The organism is Streptomyces sp. Q2 (assembly GCF_056820935.1).
Genome location: NZ_JBXEJE010000010.1, coordinates 59,100 through 80,945, shown reverse-complemented (window position 1 = coordinate 80,945; position 21,846 = coordinate 59,100). Strand labels below are relative to the sequence as shown.

General features: G+C 71.7%; 17 protein-coding genes. 6 read left to right on the top strand and 11 right to left on the bottom strand.

The window, feature by feature from the left end; translation table 11 throughout:
* Positions 1–16: 16 nt before the first annotated feature.
* Positions 17–1,516, bottom strand: a complete 1,500-nt coding sequence (locus ACWBNA_RS12960) for a DNA-binding protein NsdB (RefSeq protein ID WP_482704462.1) — start codon at positions 1,514–1,516, stop codon at positions 17–19.
* A 244-nt stretch (positions 1,517–1,760) separates the two neighbouring features.
* Here ACWBNA_RS12960 and ACWBNA_RS12955 point away from each other — a divergent pair, with 244 nt between their 5' ends.
* Complete coding sequence (locus ACWBNA_RS12955; protein ID WP_482704461.1) at positions 1,761–2,903, top strand: aminoglycoside phosphotransferase family protein; 1,143 nt, start codon at positions 1,761–1,763, stop codon at positions 2,901–2,903.
* A gap of 267 nt (positions 2,904–3,170) precedes the next feature.
* Positions 3,171–5,135 (top strand): N-acetylmuramoyl-L-alanine amidase, encoded by a 1,965-nt coding sequence (locus ACWBNA_RS12950; protein WP_482704460.1) that lies wholly within the window; start codon positions 3,171–3,173, stop codon positions 5,133–5,135.
* 6 nt (positions 5,136–5,141) lie between these two features.
* Here ACWBNA_RS12950 and ACWBNA_RS12945 read toward each other — a convergent pair whose 3' ends face one another.
* The 8 genes from ACWBNA_RS12945 to ACWBNA_RS12910 form a co-directional block, all read right to left on the bottom strand.
* The gene (locus ACWBNA_RS12945; RefSeq protein WP_217242644.1) at positions 5,142–5,639 is read right to left on the bottom strand and encodes a hypothetical protein; all 498 of its coding nucleotides are present in this window, start codon (positions 5,637–5,639) and stop codon (positions 5,142–5,144) included.
* A 55-nt stretch (positions 5,640–5,694) separates the two neighbouring features.
* Complete coding sequence (locus tag ACWBNA_RS12940) at positions 5,695–6,294, bottom strand: CGNR zinc finger domain-containing protein (RefSeq protein ID WP_482704459.1); 600 nt, start codon at positions 6,292–6,294, stop codon at positions 5,695–5,697.
* A gap of 45 nt (positions 6,295–6,339) precedes the next feature.
* On the bottom strand, positions 6,340–7,242 hold the full coding sequence (locus ACWBNA_RS12935) for a universal stress protein (protein ID WP_482704458.1): 903 nt from the start codon (positions 7,240–7,242) through the stop codon (positions 6,340–6,342).
* Between the two features lie 131 nt (positions 7,243–7,373).
* Positions 7,374–7,616: a DUF397 domain-containing protein gene (locus ACWBNA_RS12930; protein ID WP_383873907.1), complete on the bottom strand. Its 243-nt coding sequence runs from the start codon at positions 7,614–7,616 to the stop codon at positions 7,374–7,376.
* 83 nt (positions 7,617–7,699) lie between these two features.
* Positions 7,700–8,866, bottom strand: coding sequence for a thiolase domain-containing protein (locus tag ACWBNA_RS12925; RefSeq protein WP_482704457.1), 1,167 nt, complete (start codon positions 8,864–8,866; stop codon positions 7,700–7,702).
* Positions 8,863–9,894 carry a thiolase domain-containing protein gene (locus ACWBNA_RS12920; RefSeq protein WP_482704456.1) on the bottom strand — a complete coding sequence of 344 codons (1,032 nt, stop codon included), beginning with the start codon at positions 9,892–9,894 and terminating at the stop codon, positions 8,863–8,865. Before ACWBNA_RS12920 ends, ACWBNA_RS12925 begins: the two co-directional genes overlap by 4 nt.
* On the bottom strand, positions 9,895–10,845 hold the full coding sequence (locus tag ACWBNA_RS12915; protein WP_482704455.1) for a Zn-ribbon domain-containing OB-fold protein: 951 nt from the start codon (positions 10,843–10,845) through the stop codon (positions 9,895–9,897).
* A 47-nt stretch (positions 10,846–10,892) separates the two neighbouring features.
* Entirely contained in the window at positions 10,893–11,693 is an 801-nt protein-coding gene (locus ACWBNA_RS12910) for a crotonase/enoyl-CoA hydratase family protein (RefSeq protein ID WP_482704454.1), read from the bottom strand.
* Between the two features lie 179 nt (positions 11,694–11,872).
* Here ACWBNA_RS12910 and ACWBNA_RS12905 point away from each other — a divergent pair, with 179 nt between their 5' ends.
* Positions 11,873–13,513 (top strand): acyl-CoA synthetase, encoded by a 1,641-nt coding sequence (locus tag ACWBNA_RS12905; protein ID WP_482704453.1) that lies wholly within the window; start codon positions 11,873–11,875, stop codon positions 13,511–13,513.
* A 96-nt stretch (positions 13,514–13,609) separates the two neighbouring features.
* Positions 13,610–15,439, top strand: a complete 1,830-nt coding sequence (locus ACWBNA_RS12900; RefSeq protein WP_482704452.1) for an alkaline phosphatase family protein — start codon at positions 13,610–13,612, stop codon at positions 15,437–15,439.
* 31 nt (positions 15,440–15,470) lie between these two features.
* Here the strand turns inward: ACWBNA_RS12900 and ACWBNA_RS12895 are convergent, their stop codons facing one another.
* Complete coding sequence (locus ACWBNA_RS12895) at positions 15,471–16,334, bottom strand: alpha/beta fold hydrolase (protein WP_482704451.1); 864 nt, start codon at positions 16,332–16,334, stop codon at positions 15,471–15,473.
* A gap of 147 nt (positions 16,335–16,481) precedes the next feature.
* Here ACWBNA_RS12895 and paaK point away from each other — a divergent pair, with 147 nt between their 5' ends.
* Entirely contained in the window at positions 16,482–17,777 is a 1,296-nt protein-coding gene (gene paaK, locus ACWBNA_RS12890) for a phenylacetate--CoA ligase PaaK (RefSeq protein WP_482704450.1), read from the top strand.
* Positions 17,778–17,789: 12 nt separating this feature from the next.
* Here the strand turns inward: paaK and ACWBNA_RS12885 are convergent, their stop codons facing one another.
* On the bottom strand, positions 17,790–19,289 hold the full coding sequence (locus ACWBNA_RS12885; RefSeq protein ID WP_482704449.1) for an acyl-CoA synthetase: 1,500 nt from the start codon (positions 19,287–19,289) through the stop codon (positions 17,790–17,792).
* 131 nt (positions 19,290–19,420) lie between these two features.
* Here ACWBNA_RS12885 and ACWBNA_RS12880 point away from each other — a divergent pair, with 131 nt between their 5' ends.
* A complete protein-coding gene (locus ACWBNA_RS12880) occupies positions 19,421–21,829 on the top strand; it encodes a penicillin acylase family protein (protein ID WP_482704448.1) in 2,409 nt (802 codons plus the stop codon).
* Positions 21,830–21,846 lie beyond the last annotated feature (17 nt).

Below are 21,846 nucleotides of genomic sequence, written 5' to 3'. Positions count from 1 at the left end.
CGTGGTGTGTCGGTTCCTATGCCTTGGCGCTGCTGCCGCTCCTGCCCTTCGTCTTCGCCTTCGGCAGCGCCAGCCTGATCTCCTCCCGCAGCTCGTGGATCTTCGGGTAGCCGGAGTACTCGGCGGTGAGCCGGTACATCTGGCCCAGCCGGTCCCAGGTGCGGCGCGAGGAGTTCGACCCCATCGCCATCAGGGCCAGCCGTGCGTACCGGTCCGCCTGTTCGGGGTCGTCCGCGATGAAGCAGGCGGAGGCCATGGACAGGTGATCGAAGATCTTCGACCGCTCCCGGCCGTCGATGCGCAGGGCCAGGGCCTTCTCCGCGTAGTACTGGGCGTGCACGGCCGCGCCCGGCTCGTGCTCGGCCAGTGTGCGGTAAGCCAGGGCCTGCATGCCGTACAGGTCCTCCTCCTTGAAGGTCTGCATCCAGCTCGGCGGCGGCACGTCGCCCCGGTCGGAGACGAAGAGGTCCTCCGCCTGTCCGAGGGTGCGTCGCATGGCCTGCCCCTTGCCCATGGAGGCCTGCGCCCAGGCCTCGATGGTGTAGAGCATCGCCCTGGTGCGGGGCAGCACCTCGTCGCCGGAACCGGACTGGGCGAGCTTCATCAGGTCGAGTGCGTCGTCGGGCCGGCCCAGGTGCACCATCTGGCGAGCCGCCCGGGAGAGCGCCTCCCCCGCTCGGGGCCGGTCGCCGCCCTCTCTTGCCGCATGGGCTGCGATGACGAAGTACTTCTGGGCCGTGGGCTCCAGGCCGACGTCGTGCGACATCCAGCCCGCGAGGACGGCGAGGTTGGCGGCGACGCCCCACAGGCGCCGCTGGAGATGGTCGGGGTGTCGGTAGGCGAGCATGCCGCCCACCTCGTTGAGCTGGCCCACGACTGCCTTGCGTTGCAGTCCGCCGCCGCGGGCCGCGTCCCAGGCCCGGAACACCTCTACGGAGCGCTCCAGTTCCTCGATCTCCTGCGATCCGATGGGGGCGGCCTCGTAGCGGTCGAACCCGGCGGGATCGGCGTGCAGGGGGTCGTCGTACTGGGGAGCGTCGGCGGTCAGGGCCGGATCGGTGTGCAGCCAGTCGTGCATGGCGCTGCTGAGTGCTGATCCCGCGGCGAGCGCGGCACCCGCGCCCACCAAGCCGCGTCGGTTGAGCATGAGGTCCATTCCCGTGAATTCGGTGAGGACCGCAGCAGTCCGCTCGGGCGCCCACGGCACTCCGTCGGGATGTTCCGCACTCCCGCCGCCCTGCCGTTTCCCCGCGCGCCCGTGCCGGACCAGACCGAGGTCCTCTATGGTCACGACACGGCCGAGACGCTCGGTGAACAGAGCCGCCAGCACCCGCGGTACCGGATCGCGCGGGATCTCTCCCATGTCGATCCAGCGCCGCACCCGGGAGGTGTCGGTCGAGAGCTGGGGGTGGCCCATGGCCGCCGCCTGCCGGTTGACCAGCCTCGCGAGTTCGCCCTTGGACCAGCCGGCGAGGCCGAACAGGTCCGACAGACGGGTGTTGGGTTGTCCGCTCACGTCAAGCCCCCAGGTACTCGGCTGAGTTGAATGTAGCCCCGTGAGAGTTGCCGGGCGACTATTCGCCAGGCTTCGCCAGGGCACGCCAGATGGTGTGCCACTGGGCATCGGGTGTCAGGTAGGAAAGCGCCACCCCGACCCGGTCGCCTTCTGGAACAAGGGATGCATTCCCCAGGGTGCACCTGGGCGACCGGGCCGGGCAGCGCACTGTCGTCGCAGGCACACGAAGGGATCTGTTTCGCCCATGTACACAGCATCGTCCTCCGTGTCCGCCCCGCCCCGGTCGTTGCACCCCCGTCCGGCGGGCGGTGGCGGCCCCTACCTCGACCCCGCGCGTCCGGCGGCTCCCGTGCTCGGCGCGGGCAGGACGCGGCGCGTTCCAGGGGTCGGCACCCAACCCGTCAGCGGGAGACTCGACTTGTCCGGCCCTCAGGGCGCCCAGCTGCGCACGGCGATCGCGTCGGTGCACCGGATCTGCCCGGAGTTCGCCCCGGTGCAGGTGCTGCGCCGCAGCGGACGCTCCGTGCTCCTCGTCGGTACGACAGGACGCAGCACCGCCGTCGCCAAGTGTTTACTGGATCACTCCCCCGCCTGGGCCGAGCGGATCCGTCACGAGATAGCCGCGTACCGCTCGTTCGTCCGGCACCGCCCTCCAGTGCGTGTGCCGAGACTGATCGCGGCGGACCCGGACAACTGCACACTGGTGATCGAGCGGATGCCCGGCCGGGTGGCGGCACTGCACCGGCACCCGGCGGAGGCCCCGCCCCGGGCGGACATCCGGGCGGCACTCGGCGCGATCTGCCGGCTGAACGCCTGGCAGCCGCCGGCGGGCACCTTCGGCGCCCCGCTCGACTACGCGACCCGCATCAACCGGTACCACGAGCTGGGGCTGCTCACCGACCGGGATCTGGGCGACCTGCAGAAGCTGCTGCACGGCATCGCCGCGACCTCGGGCCGGCACGGCATGGGCCAGTTCTGCCACGGCGACGCACTGTTGTCGAACATCCTCCTGTCACCGGCCGGTCCAGTGCTGGTGGACTGGGAGCACGCGGGCTGGTATCTGCCGGGCTACGACCTGGCGACGCTGTGGTCGGTCCTCGGCGACGCGCCGGTGGCCCGCCGGCAGATCAGCCAGATCGCCCAGTCGGCCGGCCCGGCCTCACGGGACGCGTTCCTGGTGAACCTGATGCTCGTCCTGACCCGTGAGATCCGTACCTACGAGATGGCCGTGCAGCGTTCGATGCACGACACGACCCCGGCGGCACCGGGAGTGGCCCACCCGGGTGCTGCGCCGTCCGGCGAGGAACAGCGGCTGCTGCTCAGGCGGCTGCACGACGACTGCCAGCTGGCCCGCCGGGCCGTGCGCGCGGCGGTCGGCACTCGCTGACGGGGACGACGGTCCGCGGTGCGCCGAGAGCGGCGCACCGCGGACCGTTGTATGTCCGGATCCACGGCTCGTCCCGTACGGCCCATTGGCGTACGCCACTGACGCCCCGCAGGCCCGCGGGGCACCGCCGCGAAACTCCCACCCACCTGGACCGACGAGGGAAATCGCCTGCTCCTGGGCATCATTGACGGATCGTCGGCAGGCCGGTACCACTGACGGACCCGGCCCCGCACGGCGCATCGCGCTCGACCGTCCCAGGAGGCTGCATTGCGAGAATCCGCCACCGCCACCGACCGAGCCGCCGGGCACAGACGTCTTCGCAGGGCCGCGGGCGCGGTGGGCTGCGCCGCCCTGCTGCTGCCGCTGCTCGGCGCGGCCCCGTCCGACGCCCGGGCCACCGCGGGCCTGCAGTCGGCGTTCGCCGCCGCGGCCGCCGAGTACCACGTGCCGCAGAGTGTGCTTCTCGGCGTTTCCTACCTGCAGTCCCGCTGGGACGCGCACGCCGGGGCGCCGAGCGTGACCGGCGGGTACGGCCCGATGCACCTCACCGACGCCCGCACCGCGCTTTTTGAGGCATCGTCGCACCACAGCGAGGGCACGGAGGACGCGCGCGGCGACAGCGCCCGCGCACCCGTGCACCCCGAGGCGAAGGTGCCGCACAACACCGACCTCCCGTCCCGTCTCAGGACCCTGCCGAAGGCGGCCGAACTCACCGGCCTGCCCGCCGAGCGGTTGCGGACCGACCCGGCGGCGAACGTGGCCGGCGGCGCCGCCCTGCTCGCCGCCGCCCAGAAGGACCTCGGCGAACCACTCAGCGAGGACCCCGCGGACTGGTACGGGGCGGTGGCCCGCTTCTCCGGCGCGGACGACAGCGCGACGGGGGCGGCGTACGCGAACGACGTGTTCGACGTGCTGCGCACCGGCGAGCGGCGCACCACCGACGCCGGTCAGCAGGTCGCGCTCGCCGCCCAGCCCGGTCTGGCCCCCGACACCGCGCAGTTGGCGCGGATGGGACTGCGCACGCTCGCCGCGGACGGCACCGAGTGCCCGAAGACGGTGTCCTGCGAATGGATCCCGGCTCCCTACGAGGAGTTCGGCGAGGGCGACTACGGCAACCACGACCTGGGGAACCGTCCGTCGTCCCAGAGCATCGAGTACATCGTCATCCACGACACCGAGGGCGCCTGGGAAGGCGTCCTCGACCTCGTGCAGGACCCGACCTATGTGTCGTGGAACTACTCGCTGCGCTCCACCGACGGCCACATCGCCCAGCACGTGAAGGCCAAGGACGTGGCGTGGCACGCGGGCAACTGGTACGTCAACGCCAAGTCGGTCGGCCTGGAGCACGAGGGCTTCCTGGCCAGTCCGGACGCCTGGTACACGGAGGCGATGTACCGGTCGTCGGCGCGGCTGGTGGTGTACCTGGCCAAGAAGTACGGCATCCCGCTGGACCGGCAGCACATCCTCGGCCATGACAACGTGCCCGGTCCGACCGCCGGGACCGTCGGCGGCATGCACACCGACCCGGGTCCGTACTGGGACTGGCGACACTACTTCGCCCTGCTGGGCCGTCCCTTCGAGCCCACGGCCGGCACGAACGGCGGCCTGGTGACGATCCGCCCCGACTACGCCACGAACCGGCCGGGGTTCACGGGCTGCGTCGCCCCTGGCGAGCCGTGCGCGGCCCACGGGTCCAGCGCGGTGCGGCTCTACTCCGGGCCCGGCGTGTCCTATCCCCTGATCAAGGACATCGGTCTGGGGACGACGCCGAGCACCGGGGTGAACGACCTGTCCTCACGGGTCTCCGCCGGCCAGCAGTACGCGGTGGCGGGCCGCGAGGGGGACTGGACGGCGATCTGGTACCTCGGCCAGAAGGCCTGGTTCAAGAACGCGAAGAAGAACCCGGCCTCGGTGGACGCGACCGGCCTGGTGGTGACGCCCAAGGACGGGCTGCCGAGCATCCCGGTCTACGGGCGCGCCTACCCGGAGGCGTCCGCGTACCCGGCGGGAGTGCCCGCCCAGACCGTGTCGCCGCTGCCGTACAAGCTGCTGGAGAAGCAGAGGTACGTGGTCGGGGACAAGGTGCCCGGCGAGTACTACTACGCGGTGACGTTCGGCGAGGCCTCTCACCAGGTGGTGGCCGGCGAGGACCTGTACTACGAGATCCAGTTCGGCCACCGGGTGGCGTTCGTGCGCGCGGCGGACGTCCGAGTGGAGCAGTCGGCCGGGTAGTCGACCTCAGTCCTGCTGGAAAAGCTCCGCGGGGAGCGGCTTCAGCAGGGCGTACAGGTCGTCGGTGATGGGGCGGTCCCAGGCGGCGATGGTGACCAGGACGTTGTCGCTGCGGTCGAACTGCACGCAGGAGATCCGGCTCTCCGACAGCTTCAGGCGGCGCACGATCAGGAGGTTGTCGCCCTGCATCACCGGCATGTCCTCGGAGCCGACGACGGTCACCTCCTCGTCGTTCTCCAGCGCCAGCAGCAGCTGGCCCACCTCGAAGGGGATCTCGTCCTCGGTGACGTCGCGGGCCGGGGAGCCCTCCGGCAGGTTGCCGATGATCATCGCGGGGCCGCGGCCGCCGAAGAGGTCGTAGCGAAGGTAGACGCCCTGGCAGCTGCCGTCGGGCGCGGGCAGCAGACCGGCGCCCAGATTGCCGGGCCAGTCGCCCGGGTCCATGGCCAGTACGTCGAAGTCGGGCCCGGCGGGCGTGGCGCTACGGCGGCGGAGGAACGACATGCCGCAATGGTACGTGCCCGGACCCGTCGTGTGGCGTGCGGGCGGCTCTTCTCCGCTAGGCGCTGTCGCGGTGCCGTTCGTGATGGCGCGCGACGCGGGCGCGGTTGCCGCAGGACGGCTTGCACCACTCCTGCCGCGGGTGCTCCTTGAGGAAGTACCGCACACAGCGCGGCGCGTGGCAGGCCCGCAGCCGCACGCGCTCGGGACCGTCGAGGAAGGCGATCGCGGCGTGCGCGAGCGTCGCGGTGAGCTCGCCGCCGCCCTGGGCGGCCTTGTGCCGTACGAGGGGTTCGGCGCCCTCGGCCCAGTGCAGTACGGGAACGGTGGGCGTGCGGGCGGCCGCCTCGTTGAGTTGCCGCACGGCCTCGGGGACGGGCAGGAGGCGGGCCGCGTCGGCGGGGCTCGGCTCCGCGGGGCGTACGGCCCGGGCGAACAGGGCACGGACGGCGGCGCGCAGGTCACGGACGGCGGCCAGCGCGGACGCGTCGGCGACGAATCCGGCGGTCTCCGGAAGGGCGTCCACGTGGGCGCGGACCCAGGCGGTGAGACCGGCGGGGTCGGCGAGGTCGTCGGCGACCCCGCCGCGCCCGTCGTGCCGGACGGTCAGGGCGAGGTCGAGGGTGAGGCGGGCGTCCCTGCTGAGCGTGTCCTGCATGGAGCTAATGATAGACGCGGCGACATCCATTAGATGAAGGGTGTCTCAGTCCTCCGGTGGCGCCGGCGGCACCACCGCGACCGGACTTGCCGCGTGCAGCAGGACGGCCTGGGTGACGGAGCCCATCATGCGGGCGGGTGCCAGCAGGCGGCGTCGGTGGCGGCCGACGACGACCAGGTCGGCGTCCTTCGAGGCGGCGACCAGGTGACCGGCCGCGTCGCCCGGTGTCACGTACGGCTCGGTCCGGACGTCGGGGTGGCGGGCGCCGTGCGGGGCGAGGAAGCCCTCGGCGAGGACGCGGGTCTCGCTCTCGACGGCGTCCTGGTCGATCATCACCGGGGCGAGTTCGCCGGGGACCGCCCAGCTCTGGATGGGCCACGGGTAGGCGGCGACGACCTGGAGGCGCGCGCCGCGCAGAGCGGCCTCCGTGAAGGCGAAGGCGAGGGTGGCCTCGTCGGGGCTGTCCACCTGGAGGCCGACGACCACACGGGGGCCCGGCACGGTCGGCGCCTCGCCGTGCACCTCGCGCCCAGGGCGGGGCACCACGACGACGGGGCACTCGGCGTCGCGGGCGGCGGCCATGCCGTTGGAGCCGAGCAGCAGGCTGGCGAAGCCGCCGCGGCCCCGGGAGCCGAGCACCAACAGCTGGGCGGTGGAGCCGAGTTCGGGCAGCAGTGCGCCGGGGGCGCCCTCCAGAAGGAGGTACTCGACCGCCGGCGGACCGTCCCGGCCCTCCAGACGGCCACGCACCTGGTCGAGCACCGGGTCGTCGCTCGGGTCGGGCGGTCCGGCGGCTAGGACCTCGGGCTGGGCCCAGGCGGCGTACTGCCGCACATGGGCCACCCGCAGCGGCGCCTCGCGTCGGCGGGCGGCGTCGAGGGCGAACTCCAGGGCGCGCAGACTGTCGTCCGAACCGTCGACCGCCGCGACCACCGGCAGAGTGCTCATGCGTTCCTCACCTCCGGAGTACGACCTTCCGTTTCCTGGGGTCAGCCTTGCTCAGGCTTCGGCGCCAGGAGAGCGCTCGAGGTCGCGTGTCCGGAAAAACGGTCGGAACACCGCCGGATCGGCCCGTCGGCTCAGGTCAGGTCGAACTCCCCTTCCCTCGCGCCCGACACGAACGCGCCCCACTCCGCGGGCGTGAAGATCAGGGAAGGGCTTTCGGGCCGGCCGCTGTTGCGCATCGCGATGAATCCCTCGACAAAGGCTATCTGGACATCCCCCAGGCCACGGCTGCTGGAGTGCCAGTCGGCGGTGCTGAGGTCCAGCTCGGGCTTGTCCCAGCCCGCGAGCGGCTGCTGCTGGATGGTGGTCTCGGCCACGTCCGTGCTCCTCCCGATTGCGTCGTCCGCGGCCAGCCTAGCGACCGGCCCCGGACGCCGACAGGCCACGTGAGGGGGACCTTTCAGGAGGCGGGGGGCTCGGACCCCACGAGCCACATGGAGAAGAACTGCGATCCGCCGCCGTAGGCGTGCCCGAGCACCCGCCGCGCCCCCTCCACCTGGTGCTCCCCGGCCAGGCCGCGGACCTGGAGCGCGGCCTCCGCGAAGCGGATCATGCCGGAGGCTCCGATGGGATTGGTCGACAGGACGCCGCCGGACATGTCGACGGGCAGGTCCCCGTCCAGTTCGGTCACGCCCGACTCGGTGAGCTTCCAGCCCTCGCCCTCGTCGGCGAAGCCGAGGTTCTCCAGCCACATCGGCTCGTACCAGGAGAACGGCACGTACATCTCGACGGCGTCGATCTCGCGGCGCGGGTCGGCTACCCCGGCCTGCCGGTACACGTCGGCCGCGCAGTCCTTGCCGGCCTGCGGCGACACGAAGTCCTTGCCGGCGAAGAGGGTGGGTTCGCTGCGCATCGCGCCGCCGTGCATCCAGGCGGGCGGCCGGGGCGAGCGGGCGGCTCCCGCGCGGTCGCTGAGGACCATGGCGCAGGCGCCGTCGGAGGAGGGGCAGGTCTCCGAGTAGCGGATCGGGTCCCAGAGCATGGGCGAGGCCTGGACCTTCTCCAGGGTGATGTCGTGCTCGTGCAGGTGCGCGTACGGGTTCTTCAGCGCGTTGCGCCGGTTCTTGTACGCGACCAGCGAGCCGACCGTGTCGGGCGCTCCGCTGCGGCGCATGTACGCGCGCACGTGCGGGGCGAAGAACCCGCCGGCCCCGGCCAGCAGGGGCTGCTGGAAGGGGATGGGCAGGGACAGCCCCCACATGGCGTTGGACTCGGACTGCTTTTCGAAGGCGAGGGTGAGCACGGTGGCGTGGACCCGGGCGGCGACCAGGTTCGCGGCGACGAGCGCCGTCGACCCGCCGACCGAGCCCGCGGTGTGCACCCGAAGGATGGGCTTGCCCACGGCACCCAGCGCGTCGGCCAGGTACAGCTCCGGCATCATCACGCCCTCGAAGAAGTCGGGCGCCTTGCCGATGACGACGGCGTCGACGTCCGCCCAGTCCAGTCCGGCGTCGTCCAGGGCCCGTCGGGCGGCCTCCCGCACGAGCCCGGCGATGGACACGTCCCGGCGTGCCGCCACGTGCTTGGTCTGGCCGACGCCTATGACGGCCACGGGCTCCTTGCTCATCGCGGATCCCCTTCGAGTACGGCGACCAGGTTCTGTTGGAGGCAGGGGCCGGAGGTGGCGTGGGCGAGGGCCCGGTCGGAGTCGCCGCGGTGGATGCGGGCGGCGGCCTCGCCGATGCGGATGAGCCCGGCGGCCATGACCGGGTTGGCGGCGAGCGCGCCGCCGGAGGGGTTGATCCTGACGTCGTCGTCCAGCCCGAGCGCCTTGCGCAGGACGACCTCCTGCGAGCTGAAGGGTGCGTGCAACTCGGCGGTGTCGACGGGCCGTTCGAAGGCGCCGGCCTTCTCGGCGGCCAGCCGGGTGGAGGGTGAGTCGGTCAGGTCGCGGACGCCGAGGCCGTGTGCCTCGATGCGGTGGTCGATGCCGCGGATCCAGGCGGGCCGGGTGCACAGGTCCCGGGCCCGGTCCCCCGCCGCGAGGACGACGGCGGCGGCGCCGTCGCCGACGGGCGGGCAGTCGCCGGTGCGCAGGGGCCGTACGACGTAGTCCCGCCGCGAGGCCGTGCCCGCCGGGGAGTTGCGGCTGCGGTCCGCCACGGCGGCAAGCGCGGGCTCGTCGGTCTCGCCCGCGTCGATGAGTGCCTGTGCCTGGAGGGCGGCGAGGGCGACGGAGTCGGGCCACAGGGGCGCCACGTAGTACGGGTCGAGCTGGCGGGTCAGGACGTCGCGGACGGAGCCGGGTGACGACTTGCCGTAGGAGTACACCAGTGCGGTGTCGGCGTCGCCGGTCAGCAGCTTGGTCCACGCCTCGTACAGCGCCCACGCGCCGTCCATCTCGACGTGGGACTCGGAGATCGGCGGCCAGGCGCCCACTCCGTCGAGGGCGAGCGTGAAGGAGAAGGCGCGGCCGGCGAGGTAGTCGCAGGAGCCGGAGCAGGTGAAGCCGATGTCCGCGGTCTTCAGGCCGGTCTGGCCGAGCACGTCGTGCAGGACGGGCATGAGCATCTCCACCTCGGAGAGCTCGTCGGTGCTGCGCAGGTGGCCGGTGTGCGCGAAGGCGACGACGGCCACCTCCCTGAGGGGCGGCATCTACACCAGCTCCTTGTACGTCTCGTAGTCCGCGTCGGGCTCACCGGTCGGCCGGTAGTGGTCGGGGTGGCCGCCGCCCGCCGCCCACACGGGTTCGACGCGCAGGCCCATGCGTACCTGGTCGTAGGGGATGCCGGCGATGCGGCCGTGCAGGGCGAGGTCGGCGCCGTCCAGGGCGATGTGCGCGTAGACGTACGGGACCTCGATGTCGAGGTTCTTCGCCTTGATGTTGACGATGCAGAAGGTGGTGACCGTGCCGCGCGGACCTACCTCGACTTGTTCCGATGTGGGCACGCCACATGTGGGGCACGCACCCCTGGGCGGGACGTACACCTTGCGGCAGGATGGGCAGCGCTCGCCGACGACCCGCTGTTGGGCGAGGGCGTGGATGTACGCGGACTGGGCGCGGCCGGGCGAGTAGGTGTAGTCGAGGCGGGCCGGGGCGACGATGCCCGTGACGGGGTCCTCGAACTCGCCGGTGTGGCCGGACGGCCCGGCCCGGTCGCCGTCGTACGGCTCGAAGCAGGCGATGTCCGTGATGGCGCCCGTGCGTTCGCCGGCCCAGCGGACGCGGACGCGCATGCCGGTGTGGACGGCGTCGGGGCCGGGGGCGTCGAGGGCGTGCAGGAGGGCGGTGTCGGCGCCGTCGAGGCGGACCAGGGCCCAGGCGAAGGGAGTGGTCAGGGGCTGGCCGCGGCGGGGGGCGTGGTTCCATGCCCAGGTGGTGACCGTTCCGGTGGGGGCCACCTCGATAAAGCCGCCGAGGTCGCGTATCTCCTCGGCGGTGACGGGGTCGTACTCGACGGGCGGAACGAGCACGCGGCCGTCGGCGGTCTTCACCCCGAGGACGACGCGTTCGCGCAGGCCGGTGAGGAAGGCGCTCTGGACGGGGCCCAGGGAGCGGGTGAAGGGGAACTCGACGACGAGCGGCGCTTTGAGGACTTCGGGCATCCCGGGTGTCTCCTTCTGCGGGAGGTCGGACGCGCTGGTACGAGAGGTCAGGCGCGCTTGTACTCGGGCGGTCGTTTCTCCGCGAAGGCGCGGGCTCCCTCCTTGGCGTCGGCGGTGTCGAAGACTGGCCAGCCGCGCTTCAGTTCGGCGGCGAGTCCGTCGGTCTCGGTCATCTCGGCGGTCTCGTACACCGATGCCTTGACGGCCTCGACGGCGAGCGGGCCGCAGGCGTTGATCTGTCCGGCGATCTCCAGGGCCTTGTCGAGTGCCGTGCCGTCGGGGACGACATGGCCGATCAGGCCGATGCGGGCGGCCTCCCGGGCGGTGTAGGGGCGGCCGGTGAGCAGCATCTCCAGGGCGTGGGTGCGCGGGATCTGGCGTTGCAGCCGGACGGTGGAGCCGCCGATCGGGAAGAGCCCGCGTCTGACCTCGAAGAGCCCGAAGGTCGCCGACTCGCCCGCGACCCGGATGTCGGTGCCCTGGAGGATCTCCGTGCCACCGGCGACGCAGTACCCCTCGACGGCGGCGATCACCGGCTTGCGGGGGCGGTGGTGGCGCAGCATCGCCTTCCAGTGCAGGTCCGGGTCGGCCTTGAGGCGGTCCCGGTGCTGCTCTCCCTCCATGCCCTGCCCCGCGAGGGCCTTGAGGTCCATGCCGGCGCAGAACGCGCCGCCCGCCCCGGTCAGCACGATCGAGCGGACCTCGTCGTCCTCGTCGGCCTCGGTCCAGCCGTCGTGCAGGCCGACGAGCATGGACAGCGAGAGCGCGTTCCTGGCGTCGGGCCTGTTGAGCGTGAGCACCAGTGTGGCGCCTTCGCGCCGCACGGTGAGGTGTTCCGTCCCACCCATTGCCCATCTCCCCTCTGAAAGAACGAGAACAGGTTGCAGGAGGCGCCTGGGCACTTCAAGAGTTTTCTGACAGTCAGTCAGATTTCTTCGGCGCGGGCCCTTCCCAGTTGCGGCGCGCTTTGCTCAGATGACCGGCGAACCGTCAGAGAACCAGGGCCCGTCAGAGGTCAGGAGGAGCGGTGGAGTACAACCTTGCCGACCTGTTCGAGTCGGTCGTCGACGTGGTCCCGGACCGCGAGGCGCTCGTGTACATCGACCACCCGGGTACGGGCGCGGAGCGCCGTCTGACGTACGCGGAACTGGACGCCGCCGCCAACCGGATCGGCCACCACCTGGCCGACAGCGGGCTACGCCCGGGCGAGCACGTGGGCCTCCACCTCTACAACGGCATCGAGTACCTCCAGGCCGTGCTCGGCTGCCTGAAGGCGCGGCTCGTCCCGGTCAACGTCAACTACCGTTACGTAGAGGATGAGTTGGTCTATATCTACCGCGACGCCGACTTGGTGGCCCTGGTCTTCGACGCGGAGTTCACCGACCGGGTTGCGGCGGCGCTGCCGCACACGGACACGCTGCGGCACCTGGTGCGCGTCGGGGCGCCCGGACCGGCGGCGGCCGAGGTGGCCGCCGTGGACTTCTCGGACGCGGAGGCTTCCGGGGCTGCGGACCGCGGGTTCCCCGCCCGCTCGGGCGACGACCAGTTCATCATCTACACCGGTGGCACCACCGGCATGCCCAAGGGCGTGATGTGGCGCCAGGAGGACCTGTTCTTCTCGGGGCTCGGAGGTGGCGCGCCGACCGGCGAGCCGGTGAAGAAGCCGGAGGAGCTGGCCGAGCGGGTCGCGGCCGGCGGCGCCGGGATCACTTTCTTCCCCGCTCCCCCGCTGATGCACGGCACCTCCACCCTGACCGCGTTCATCGGCTTCAACTTCGGTCAACGGGTCGTGCTGCACCGTAAGTTCGTTCCGGAGGAGGTGCTGCGGACGATCGAGAGGGAGAGGGTCACCAGCATGTCGCTGGTGGGCGACGCGATGCTGCGGCCGCTGATCGACGCGCTCGAAGGGTCACTGAAGGGCATCGACATGTCGTCGATGTTCAGTGTGTCGTCGTCGGGGGCGATCATGTCGGACACCGTGCGCAGGCAGTTCCAGGCGCTCGTCCCGAACGTGATGCTGCTGAACAACTTCGGCTCCTCCGAGTCCGGTTTCAACGGCACCGCCACGGAGGACTCCGGCCCCGAACGCGGCTTCCGCGTCCGCGTCAACGCCCGCACCCAGGTGGTGGATCCGGCCAGGCACGAGCCCGTCGCCGTCGGCGAGGTGGGCCGGGTCGCGCAGTGCGGCCATGTGCCGCTCGGCTACTACAACGACCCGCGAAAGACCGCCGAGACCTTCTTCGAGAAGGACGGCGAGCGGTGGGTGCTGCTCGGCGACATGGCCACCGTCGACGAGGAGGGCGTGGTCACCGTCCTCGGCCGCGGCTCGCAGTGCATCAACACGGGCGGCGAGAAGGTGTACCCGGAGGAGGTCGAGCAGGCGCTCAAGTCCCACCCCGACGTGTACGACGCGCTGGTCGCCGGGGTGCCGGACGCGACGTGGGGCCACCACGTGGCGGCCGTGGTACAGGTGCGCCGGGGCGCCGCGCAGCCGTCCCTGGAGGACCTCCAGGCGCACTGCCGTTCCCGGCTCGCCGGATACAAGATCCCGCGCCGGCTGGTGATCGCGGAGACGCTCCGTCGGTCACCCAGCGGCAAGGCGGACTACCGGTGGGCCCGGGAGGTGGCGACGTCGGCGGAAGGATCAATTCCGGGGCCGTCGGCTTGAACCGAAGGCGACGTGCGGACGTACTGGGGGATGGCAGGCTGGGCCTTCGAGCCCCGATTGCCATGCCCTCGCACGACCGCACGGAAGGACCTCCGAGTGTCACTCTTCACTCGCTCTCGTCAACTGCCGGATACCGCTGGGGGCGAGGCGGATGCGGGGGCGAGAGGGGCTGCGGGGGAAGAGGTCGCCGAGCACGTCGTGAAGGAGGCCCGGTCGGCCGAGGACGTCGAGGCGCGGGAGCACGAGGAGTCCGCCGACGAACCCCAGCCCGTCGTCCCCTCCCCCGGCTGGTTCGGCTGGCGGCGTCGCCATCCCCGCGCGTCGCGTGGGGTGTCCGTGGGGACGAGCGTGCTGGCCGCGGTGCTGGTGGCGCTCGCGCTGCTCCTGCCCAACCGCCTCGACCGGACCTCCCTCCTCTCGTTCGTCCGTCTCCCCGTCGAGGGGATCCTTCTCGCGGTCGTCCTGCTCGCCCTGCCGCCGCGACCACGTCGGTTCATGGCGATCGGCGCGGGCTTGTTCCTCGGGCTGTTCACCGTCCTCAAACTCACCGACATGGGCTTCTACCAGTTCCTTGCACGGCCGTTCGACCTCGTCTTCGACTGGATCCTGTTGAACGACGCGACGGACTTCCTCAGGGAGTCGTTCGGGCGATCGGGCCAGGTGCTCGTGGTGACCGGGGTGATCGTCCTTCTCGTCGCCGTGCTCACGCTGAGCACGTGGGCGGTGGTCCGGCTGGCGAACGTCGTCGACCGACACCGCACCGTGGCGGTCCCCACCACCCTCGTCCTCGGCACCGCGTGGGTCGCCTGCTTCACTCTGGGCGTGCAGTCCGGCGGAACCCCCTTTGCCAGCAAGGGCAACTCCGAGGTCCTCGCCAACCGTGTGGAGTACGTCCGCAACGGCCTCGGGGACGCCAAGGTGTTCCGGAAACAGGCCGCTGTCGACGCCTTCGCCGACACCCCGCCCGACCAGCTGCTGACCGGGCTGCGCGGCAAGGACGTCCTGTTCACCTTCGTCGAGAGCTACGGCCGTGTCGCGATCGACGACCCGGCGATGGCGCCCGAGATGGACGCGACCCTCGCGGAAGGCACGAGCCGGCTCGAGGCGGCCGGTTTCGACTCGCGCAGCGGCTGGCTGAGGTCGCCGGTGGCGGGTGCCGGCAGCTGGCTCGCCCACTCGACCTTCCTGTCCGGTCTGTGGATCAAGAACCAGCAGCGCTACCTGAGCCTGACCACCGGCGAGCGCGCGACCCTCACCAGCTACTTCCAGAAGACCGGCGCCTGGCGCACGGTCGGCATCGTCCCCGGCGTACGGAAGGCCTGGCCCGAGGGCAAGTACTTCGGCCTCGACAACATCTACGACTCCACGCACCTCGGCTACCAGGGTCCCTACTTCAGCTGGACGCCGGTGCCGGACCAGTTCAGCCTGGAGGCCTTCCAGCGCCTGGAGCACGGTAAGAAGAACCGCGACCCGATCATGGCGGAGATCATCCTGGCCTCCAGCCACAACCCCTGGTCGCCGATCGCCCACACGATCGACTGGGACGACCTCGGTGACGGCACGGTCTTCCACCAGATCAAGAAGGAGGGCACGGATCCGACGGAGGTCTGGAAGAGCCGGGAGCGCGTGCGCACCGAGTACCGCAAGGCCGTCCAGTACTCCGTGGACAGCCTCACCCAATGGCTGGAGCGCTACGGCGACGAGAACACGGTCCTCGTCTTCCTCGGCGACCACCAGCCGGTTCCGACCGTCACCGGGGGCAGCGCGAGCAAGGACGTGCCGATCACGATCGTCGCCAAGGACCCGAAGGTGCTCGACCGGATCTCCGACTGGGGCTGGACGGACGGTCTCAAGCCCGCCGAGAACGCGCCGACGTGGGGCATGGACAAGTTCCGCGACCGCTTCATGACGGCGTACGCGAAGTAGGCCGGCCCGGCGCCCGTACCGGAGCCGACGGTCACCGTGGCGTGGGCGGAGCGGTCCCTTCGCCGTCCAGGAACGCGACGGCACGCCGTACGAACCACTCGGGGTCGTCCAGCCAGGGGTAGTGACCGGCGCCCGGCTGGACCGTGAACTCGGCGTTCGGGTAGGCGTCGACGGCACGGCGGGCGAGGCCTGGGCGCGGGCCGCCGTCGAGTTCGCCCGCCAGGACGAGGACGGGTGCGGTCAGCCGGGCCAGGGCGGCCCGGGTCGCGGGCGGGTCGTAGGCGCCCTCGGAGCCGTACACGTCGGCGGCCTCGTCGTTGCACTCGTCGTCGCCGCGCGCCTCGTGCTCCCTCGCCTCGTCGTTCCAGCGCCCGTAGAAGAAGGGCGCGAACACCGGGTCGAAGTCACCCGTCCCCCTCACCCAGTGCGCGAACGCCTCGAACGCCTCCTCGAACCACGGCTCGCCCTGCCGCAGTCGGGCCGCCGCCAGCCGGTCCTCGGCCGTCGCCGGCATGCCCAGCGCCCAGGGCGTGGCGGTGACGAGCATCAGCCGGCCCACCCGCTCCGGGTACCGGGCGGCGTACAGCGTGGCCAGACTGCCGCCTGCCGAGTGCCCGAGCATGTCCATGTGCTCCAGGCCCATGTGGTCTCGCAACGCCTCCACGTCGTCCACGAGCCGGTCGCAGCGGTAGGTGGCCGGATCCGCCGGCACGGCCGAGTCGCCGGTGCCGCGCAGGTCGAGCAGCACCAGCCGGCGGTGGGCGCCGAGCCCGCCCAGGTCTCCGAGGTAGGCGGAGGCCCGCATCGGACCGCCGGGCAGCACGACGAGCGGATCGCCGGCGCCGCGGACGTGGTAGGCGAGCCGGGTTCCGTCAGGTGTGGTGAAGGTGGGCATGGCGCCCCATTATGCGGACCCGACACGACGAGAAAATCTCCGCCGCCCCCTTGCCCGCGTCCGAGCCGCCTGGATTACTGATCCCGAGCACCTCAACCGAATGATCGGTCGCCCGGATTGGTACGGTCAGCGAGGGAGAAAAGCCCCATGACGGACGCCACGGAACTCCTGGACCCGGGAGAACGGCTCGGCGCGGACGCCCTGCGGGCGTTGCAACTGGAGCGCCTGCGCAGCTCGTTGCGGCACGCGTACGACCACGTGCCCTTCTACCGGGAGTCCTTCGACAAGGCCGGCATCCGTCCGGAGGACTGCCGCTCCCTCGCCGACCTGGCCCGCTTCCCGTTCACGACCAAGGCGGACCTGCGCGAGAACTATCCGTACGGGATGTTCGCCGTACCCCAGGACCGTATCCGGCGCATCCACGCCTCCAGCGGCACCACCGGACGCCCGACCGTCGTCGGGTACACCGAGAGCGACCTCTCCCTGTGGGCCGACCTGGTGGCCCGTTCGCTGCGCGCGGCGGGCGGGCGGCCCGGGGACAAGGTGCATGTGGCGTACGGATACGGGCTGTTCACCGGGGGCCTCGGCGCGCACTACGGAGCCGAACGGCTCGGCTGTACGGTCATCCCCGCGTCCGGCGGCATGACGGCCCGCCAGGTCCAACTGATCCAGGACCTCGGGCCCGGGATCATCATGGTGACGCCGTCGTACATGCTGACGATCCTCGACGAGTTCGAGCGGCAGGGCGTCGACCCGCGCGGCACCTCCCTGCGGGTGGGCGTCTTCGGGGCCGAACCCTGGACCGAGCGGATGCGGCAGGAGATCGAGGGGCGGTTCGCGATCGACGCCGTCGACATATACGGGCTGTCGGAGGTGATCGGTCCGGGGGTCGCGCAGGAGTGTGTGGAGACCAAGGACGGGCTGCACGTGTGGGAGGACCACTTCTTCCCCGAGGTCGTCGATCCGATCACCGGCGAGGTGCTGCCGGACGGCGAGCGGGGGGAGTTGGTCTTCACCTCGCTCACCAAGGAGGCGATGCCGGTCGTCCGCTATCGGACGCGGGACCTGACGCGGCTGCTGCCGGGCACGGCCCGGGTCTTCCGGCGGATGGAGAAGGTCACCGGCCGCAGCGACGACATGGTGATCCTGCGCGGGGTGAACCTCTTCCCCACCCAGATCGAGGAGATCGTGCTGCGCACACCGGGGGTGGCGCCCCACTTCCAGCTCCGGCTCACCCGCGAGGGCCGCCTCGACGCCCTCACCGTACGGGCGGAGGCCCGTCCCGGCGCCACGCCCGACGACCGGGAGACGGCCGCGTGTGCCATCACGACGGCCGTGAAGGACGGCATCGGGGTGTCGGTCGCCGTCGAGATCGTCGATCCGGAGTCACTGGAGCGTTCCGTGGGCAAGATCCGCCGGATCGTGGACCTGCGCCCCCGCTAGACGCCGCCGAGGTCAGCCGCCCGCGAACCGGTCCCGCAGCTCCCGCTTGAGGATCTTCTCGCTCGCGTTGCGCGGCAGCTCGTCCACGAACACGACTCGCTTCGGTGCCTTGAAGTGGGGGAGCTTCTCGCGGGCGTGGGCCATGAGGTCCTCCTCGGTGACCTCGCCGCGCGGGACGACGACCGCGGTGACGGCCTCGATCCACCGCTCGTCGGGCAGACCGACGACGGCGACCTCGGCGACCGCGTCATGCGTGTACAGCGCGTCCTCGACCTGGCGTGAGGCGACCAGTACGCCACCGGAGTTGATGACGTCCTTCACGCGGTCGACGATCGTGAAGTAGCCGTGGGCGTCGCGCACCGCGAGGTCGCCTGAGCGGAACCAGCCGTCGCGGAAGGCCTCGGCGGTCTCCTCGGGCTTGTCCCAGTAGCCCTCGCACAGTTGCGGGGAGCGGTAGACGATCTCGCCGGGCGTGCCGTCGGGCACGTCCTTGCCGTCCTCGTCGACCACCCGGGCGTCCACGAACAGGACGGGCCGGCCGCAGGAGTCCATGCGGCCCTTGTGCTCGTCGGGTGCGAGGACGGTGGCCAGGGGACCGATCTCGCTCTGCCCGAAGCAGTTGTAGAAGGCGAGTTTCGGCAGGCGTTCGCGCAACCGCTCCAGCACGGGCACCGGCATGATCGAGGCGCCGTAGTACGCCTTGCGCAGACCGCTCAGGTCACGGGACGGGAAGTCCGCACGGTTCGTCAGGCCGATCCACACGGTGGGCGGCGCGAACAGGCTGTCCGCGCGGCCGGCCTCGATCAGGTCGAAGAGACGGTCGCCGTCCGGCGCGTCGAGGATGATGTTCGTGGCGCCGACGGCCAGGTAGGGCAGCAGGAACACATGCATCTGCGCCGAGTGGTACAGCGGCAGCGAGTGCACGGGCCGGTCGCCCGCGCTGAGGTCGAGCGCGATGATCGCGCTCAGGTACTCGTGCACCAGGGCGCGGTGCGTCATCATCGCGCCCTTCGGCAGGGCCGTCGTCCCGGAGGTGTACAGCAGCTGCACCAGGTCCTCGCTGCGCGGTTCGGGACCGTCGTACGCGGGTGTCGTGGCCAGCCGCGCCAGCAGGGAGTCCTCGGCGTCGCGCAGGGGCAGCGTGCGGACCCCGTCGGCAAGTCGCGCGGCCAGATCCGGGTCGGTGAGGACCAGGGAGCTGCCGGACTGGCCTACGAGGTACGCGAGGTCGTCGCCGGTGAGGTTCTGGTTGACGGGCACGTGCACGAGGCCCGCGCGAGCGCAGGCGAGAAAGCCGATGAGATAGGCGTCGGAGTTGTGGCCGTAGGCGCCGACCCGGTCGCCGGGATCCAGGCCCTGGCCGAGCAGGAGGCTCGCCGCGCGGGACACGGCCTCGTCGAGTTCCTCGTACGTCCAGGAGCGGTCGCCGTACTCCACCGCGACCCGCGCCGGGGTGCGTCGGGCGCTGCGTCGCAGCACTCCGTCAACCGTGCTGCCGTGTCCGGGCGTCATGACACATGATCCTCGGTCCGCGGAAGAAGGAGGTCAAGCACCGGGCCGAAGGCCATGTCCGCACGGGGCTCGAAACACCTACCTGCCAGTACGCTCAACCATCCCTTCCCTCAATGACGTTGGGAGGCACGATGCGCATCCGCCTCAGACGAACCGCTGTCGCGGCCGTCGCCCTGCTCACCGCCGCCACCGCACTGCCCGAGGCCGTCGCCCACAGCCGGGAACGACAGGAACGTCCGTCCCACGGCGGGCTGTCCGCCGTCGTCCGCTACACCGAGTACGGCATCCCGCACATCCTTGCGAAGGACTACGCGAATCTCGGCTTCGGCACCGGATGGGCGCAGGCCGCCGACCAGGTGTGCACGCTCGCCGACGGCTTCGTGACCGTACGCGGCGAGCGCTCCCGTTTCTTCGGGTCCGACGCGGCGCCCGACTTCTCGCTCTCCTCGGCCACCAGGAACCTCTCCAGCGACCTGTACTTCCGCGGGGTGCGGGAGGCGGGCACGGTGGAGAAGCTGCTCGCCGAACCGGCGCCGCGCGGACCGAGCCGGCCGGCGAAGGACCTGATGCGGGGCTTCGCGGCGGGCTACAACGCCTGGCTGAAGCAGAACCGGATCACCGACCCGGCGTGCGAGGGGGCCGCCTGGGTGCGGCCGGTGACGGCCCTCGACGTGGCCGCGCGCGGTTTCGCGCTGTCCGTGCTCGGCGGCCAGGGCCGGGGCGTGGACGGCATCGCGGCGGCGCAGCCGCCGGCGGCCACCACGACGGCATCCGGCACTCCGGACGCCCAGGACACCGCCCGGGCCGCCCGCGAACTCCTCGCCGACACCGCCGACATGGGCTCCAACGCGGTCGCCTTCGGCGGCACCACGACGGCGAACGGCCGCGGGCTGCTGCTCGGCAACCCGCACTACCCGTGGCAGGGCGGCCGTCGCTTCTGGCAGGCGCAGCAGACCATCCCGGGCGAGCTCAACGTCTCTGGCGGCTCACTGCTCGGCTCGGCGACCGTGTCCATAGGGCACAACGCCCATGTGGCGTGGAGCCACACCGTCGCGACGGGCGTCCCCCTCAACCTCCACCAGCTGGCTCTCGATCCGGCCGACCCGACCAGGTACCTCGTGGACGGCACGCCGGAGCGGATGACGAAGCGCACGGTCACCGTGACGGTCAAGGACGGCACCGCGGTGACACGGACCCAGTGGTGGACGCGGTACGGCCCGGTCGTCACCTCGCTCGGCGCCTCGCTGCCGCTGCCGTGGACGACCACGACGGTGTACGCGCTCAACGACCCCAACGCCGCCAACCTGCGCGCCTCCGACACGGCGCTCGGCTTCAGCCGGGCCCGCAGCACGGGCGAGGTCCTCGGCTCGCTCGCGCGCACGCAGGGGCTGCCCTGGGTGAACACGGTCGCCGCCGACTCCGGCGGGCACACGCTGTTCACCCAGTCGCAGGTGCTCCCGCGGATCACCGACGAACTGGCCCAGCGCTGCTCCACCCCGCTCGGCAGGGTCACCTACCCGTCGTCCGGGCTGGCGATCCTCGACGGCTCACGAGGGGAGTGCGCGCTCGGCAACGACGGGGACGCCGTGCAGCCGGGGATCTTCGGCCCGGCGAAGATGCCGGTCCTCAAGGACGCCCCGTACGCGGAGAACTCCAACGACAGCGCCTGGCTGGCCAACGCGGACCGGCCGCTGACGGGGTACGAGCGGGTCTTCGGCACGGTCGGCACCCCGCGTTCGATGCGGACGCGGGGCGCGGTCGAGGACGTGGCGGCGCTGGCCGGCAAGGGCGGCCTGACCGTACGGGACCTGCAGGGGCAGCAGTTCGCCAACCGGGCGCCCGCGGGCGACCTGGCCGCGGCCGACGCGGCGCAGGCGTGCGCCGCGCTGCCGGGCGGCACCGCGACGGGCGCTGACGGCAAGGCCGTCGACGTCCGTGAGGCGTGCGCGGTGCTCGCCGGCTGGGACCGGTCGACGGACACCGGCAGTCGGGGTGCGCTGCTCTTCGACCGGTTCTGGCGGAAGCTGACGTCCGCCGTGCCGCCGGCGCAGTTGTGGAAGGTGCCGTTCGCGGCGACGGACCCGGTCCGCACGCCCCACACGCTCAACACGGCCGCGCCGGGCTTCGCCACCGCCCTCGCGGACGCGGTCGGCGAGCTGCGGGCAGCGGGCATCGCCCTCGACTCCCCGCTCGCGCGGCATCAGTTCGTCGTCCGGAACGACCGGCGCATCCCCGTTCCGGGCGGCACCGAGTCGCTGGGCGTGTGGAACAAGATCGAGCCGGTGTGGAACCCGGCGGGCGGCGGCTACCCGGAGGTGACGACCGGCTCCAGCTACATCCAGGCCGTGGGCTGGGACGGCGGCCGCTGCCCGGTCGCCCGTACGCTGCTGACCTACTCCCAGTCCTCCAACCCGAACTCGCCCCACTACAGCGACCAGACCCGGTTGTTCTCCAAGGAGAAGTGGGTGACGTCCCGGTTCTGCGAGAGGGACATCCTGTCCTCGCCGGCGCTGAGGATCCTCCTCGTGCGCGAGCGCTGATCATGTGGTCCCGCCCC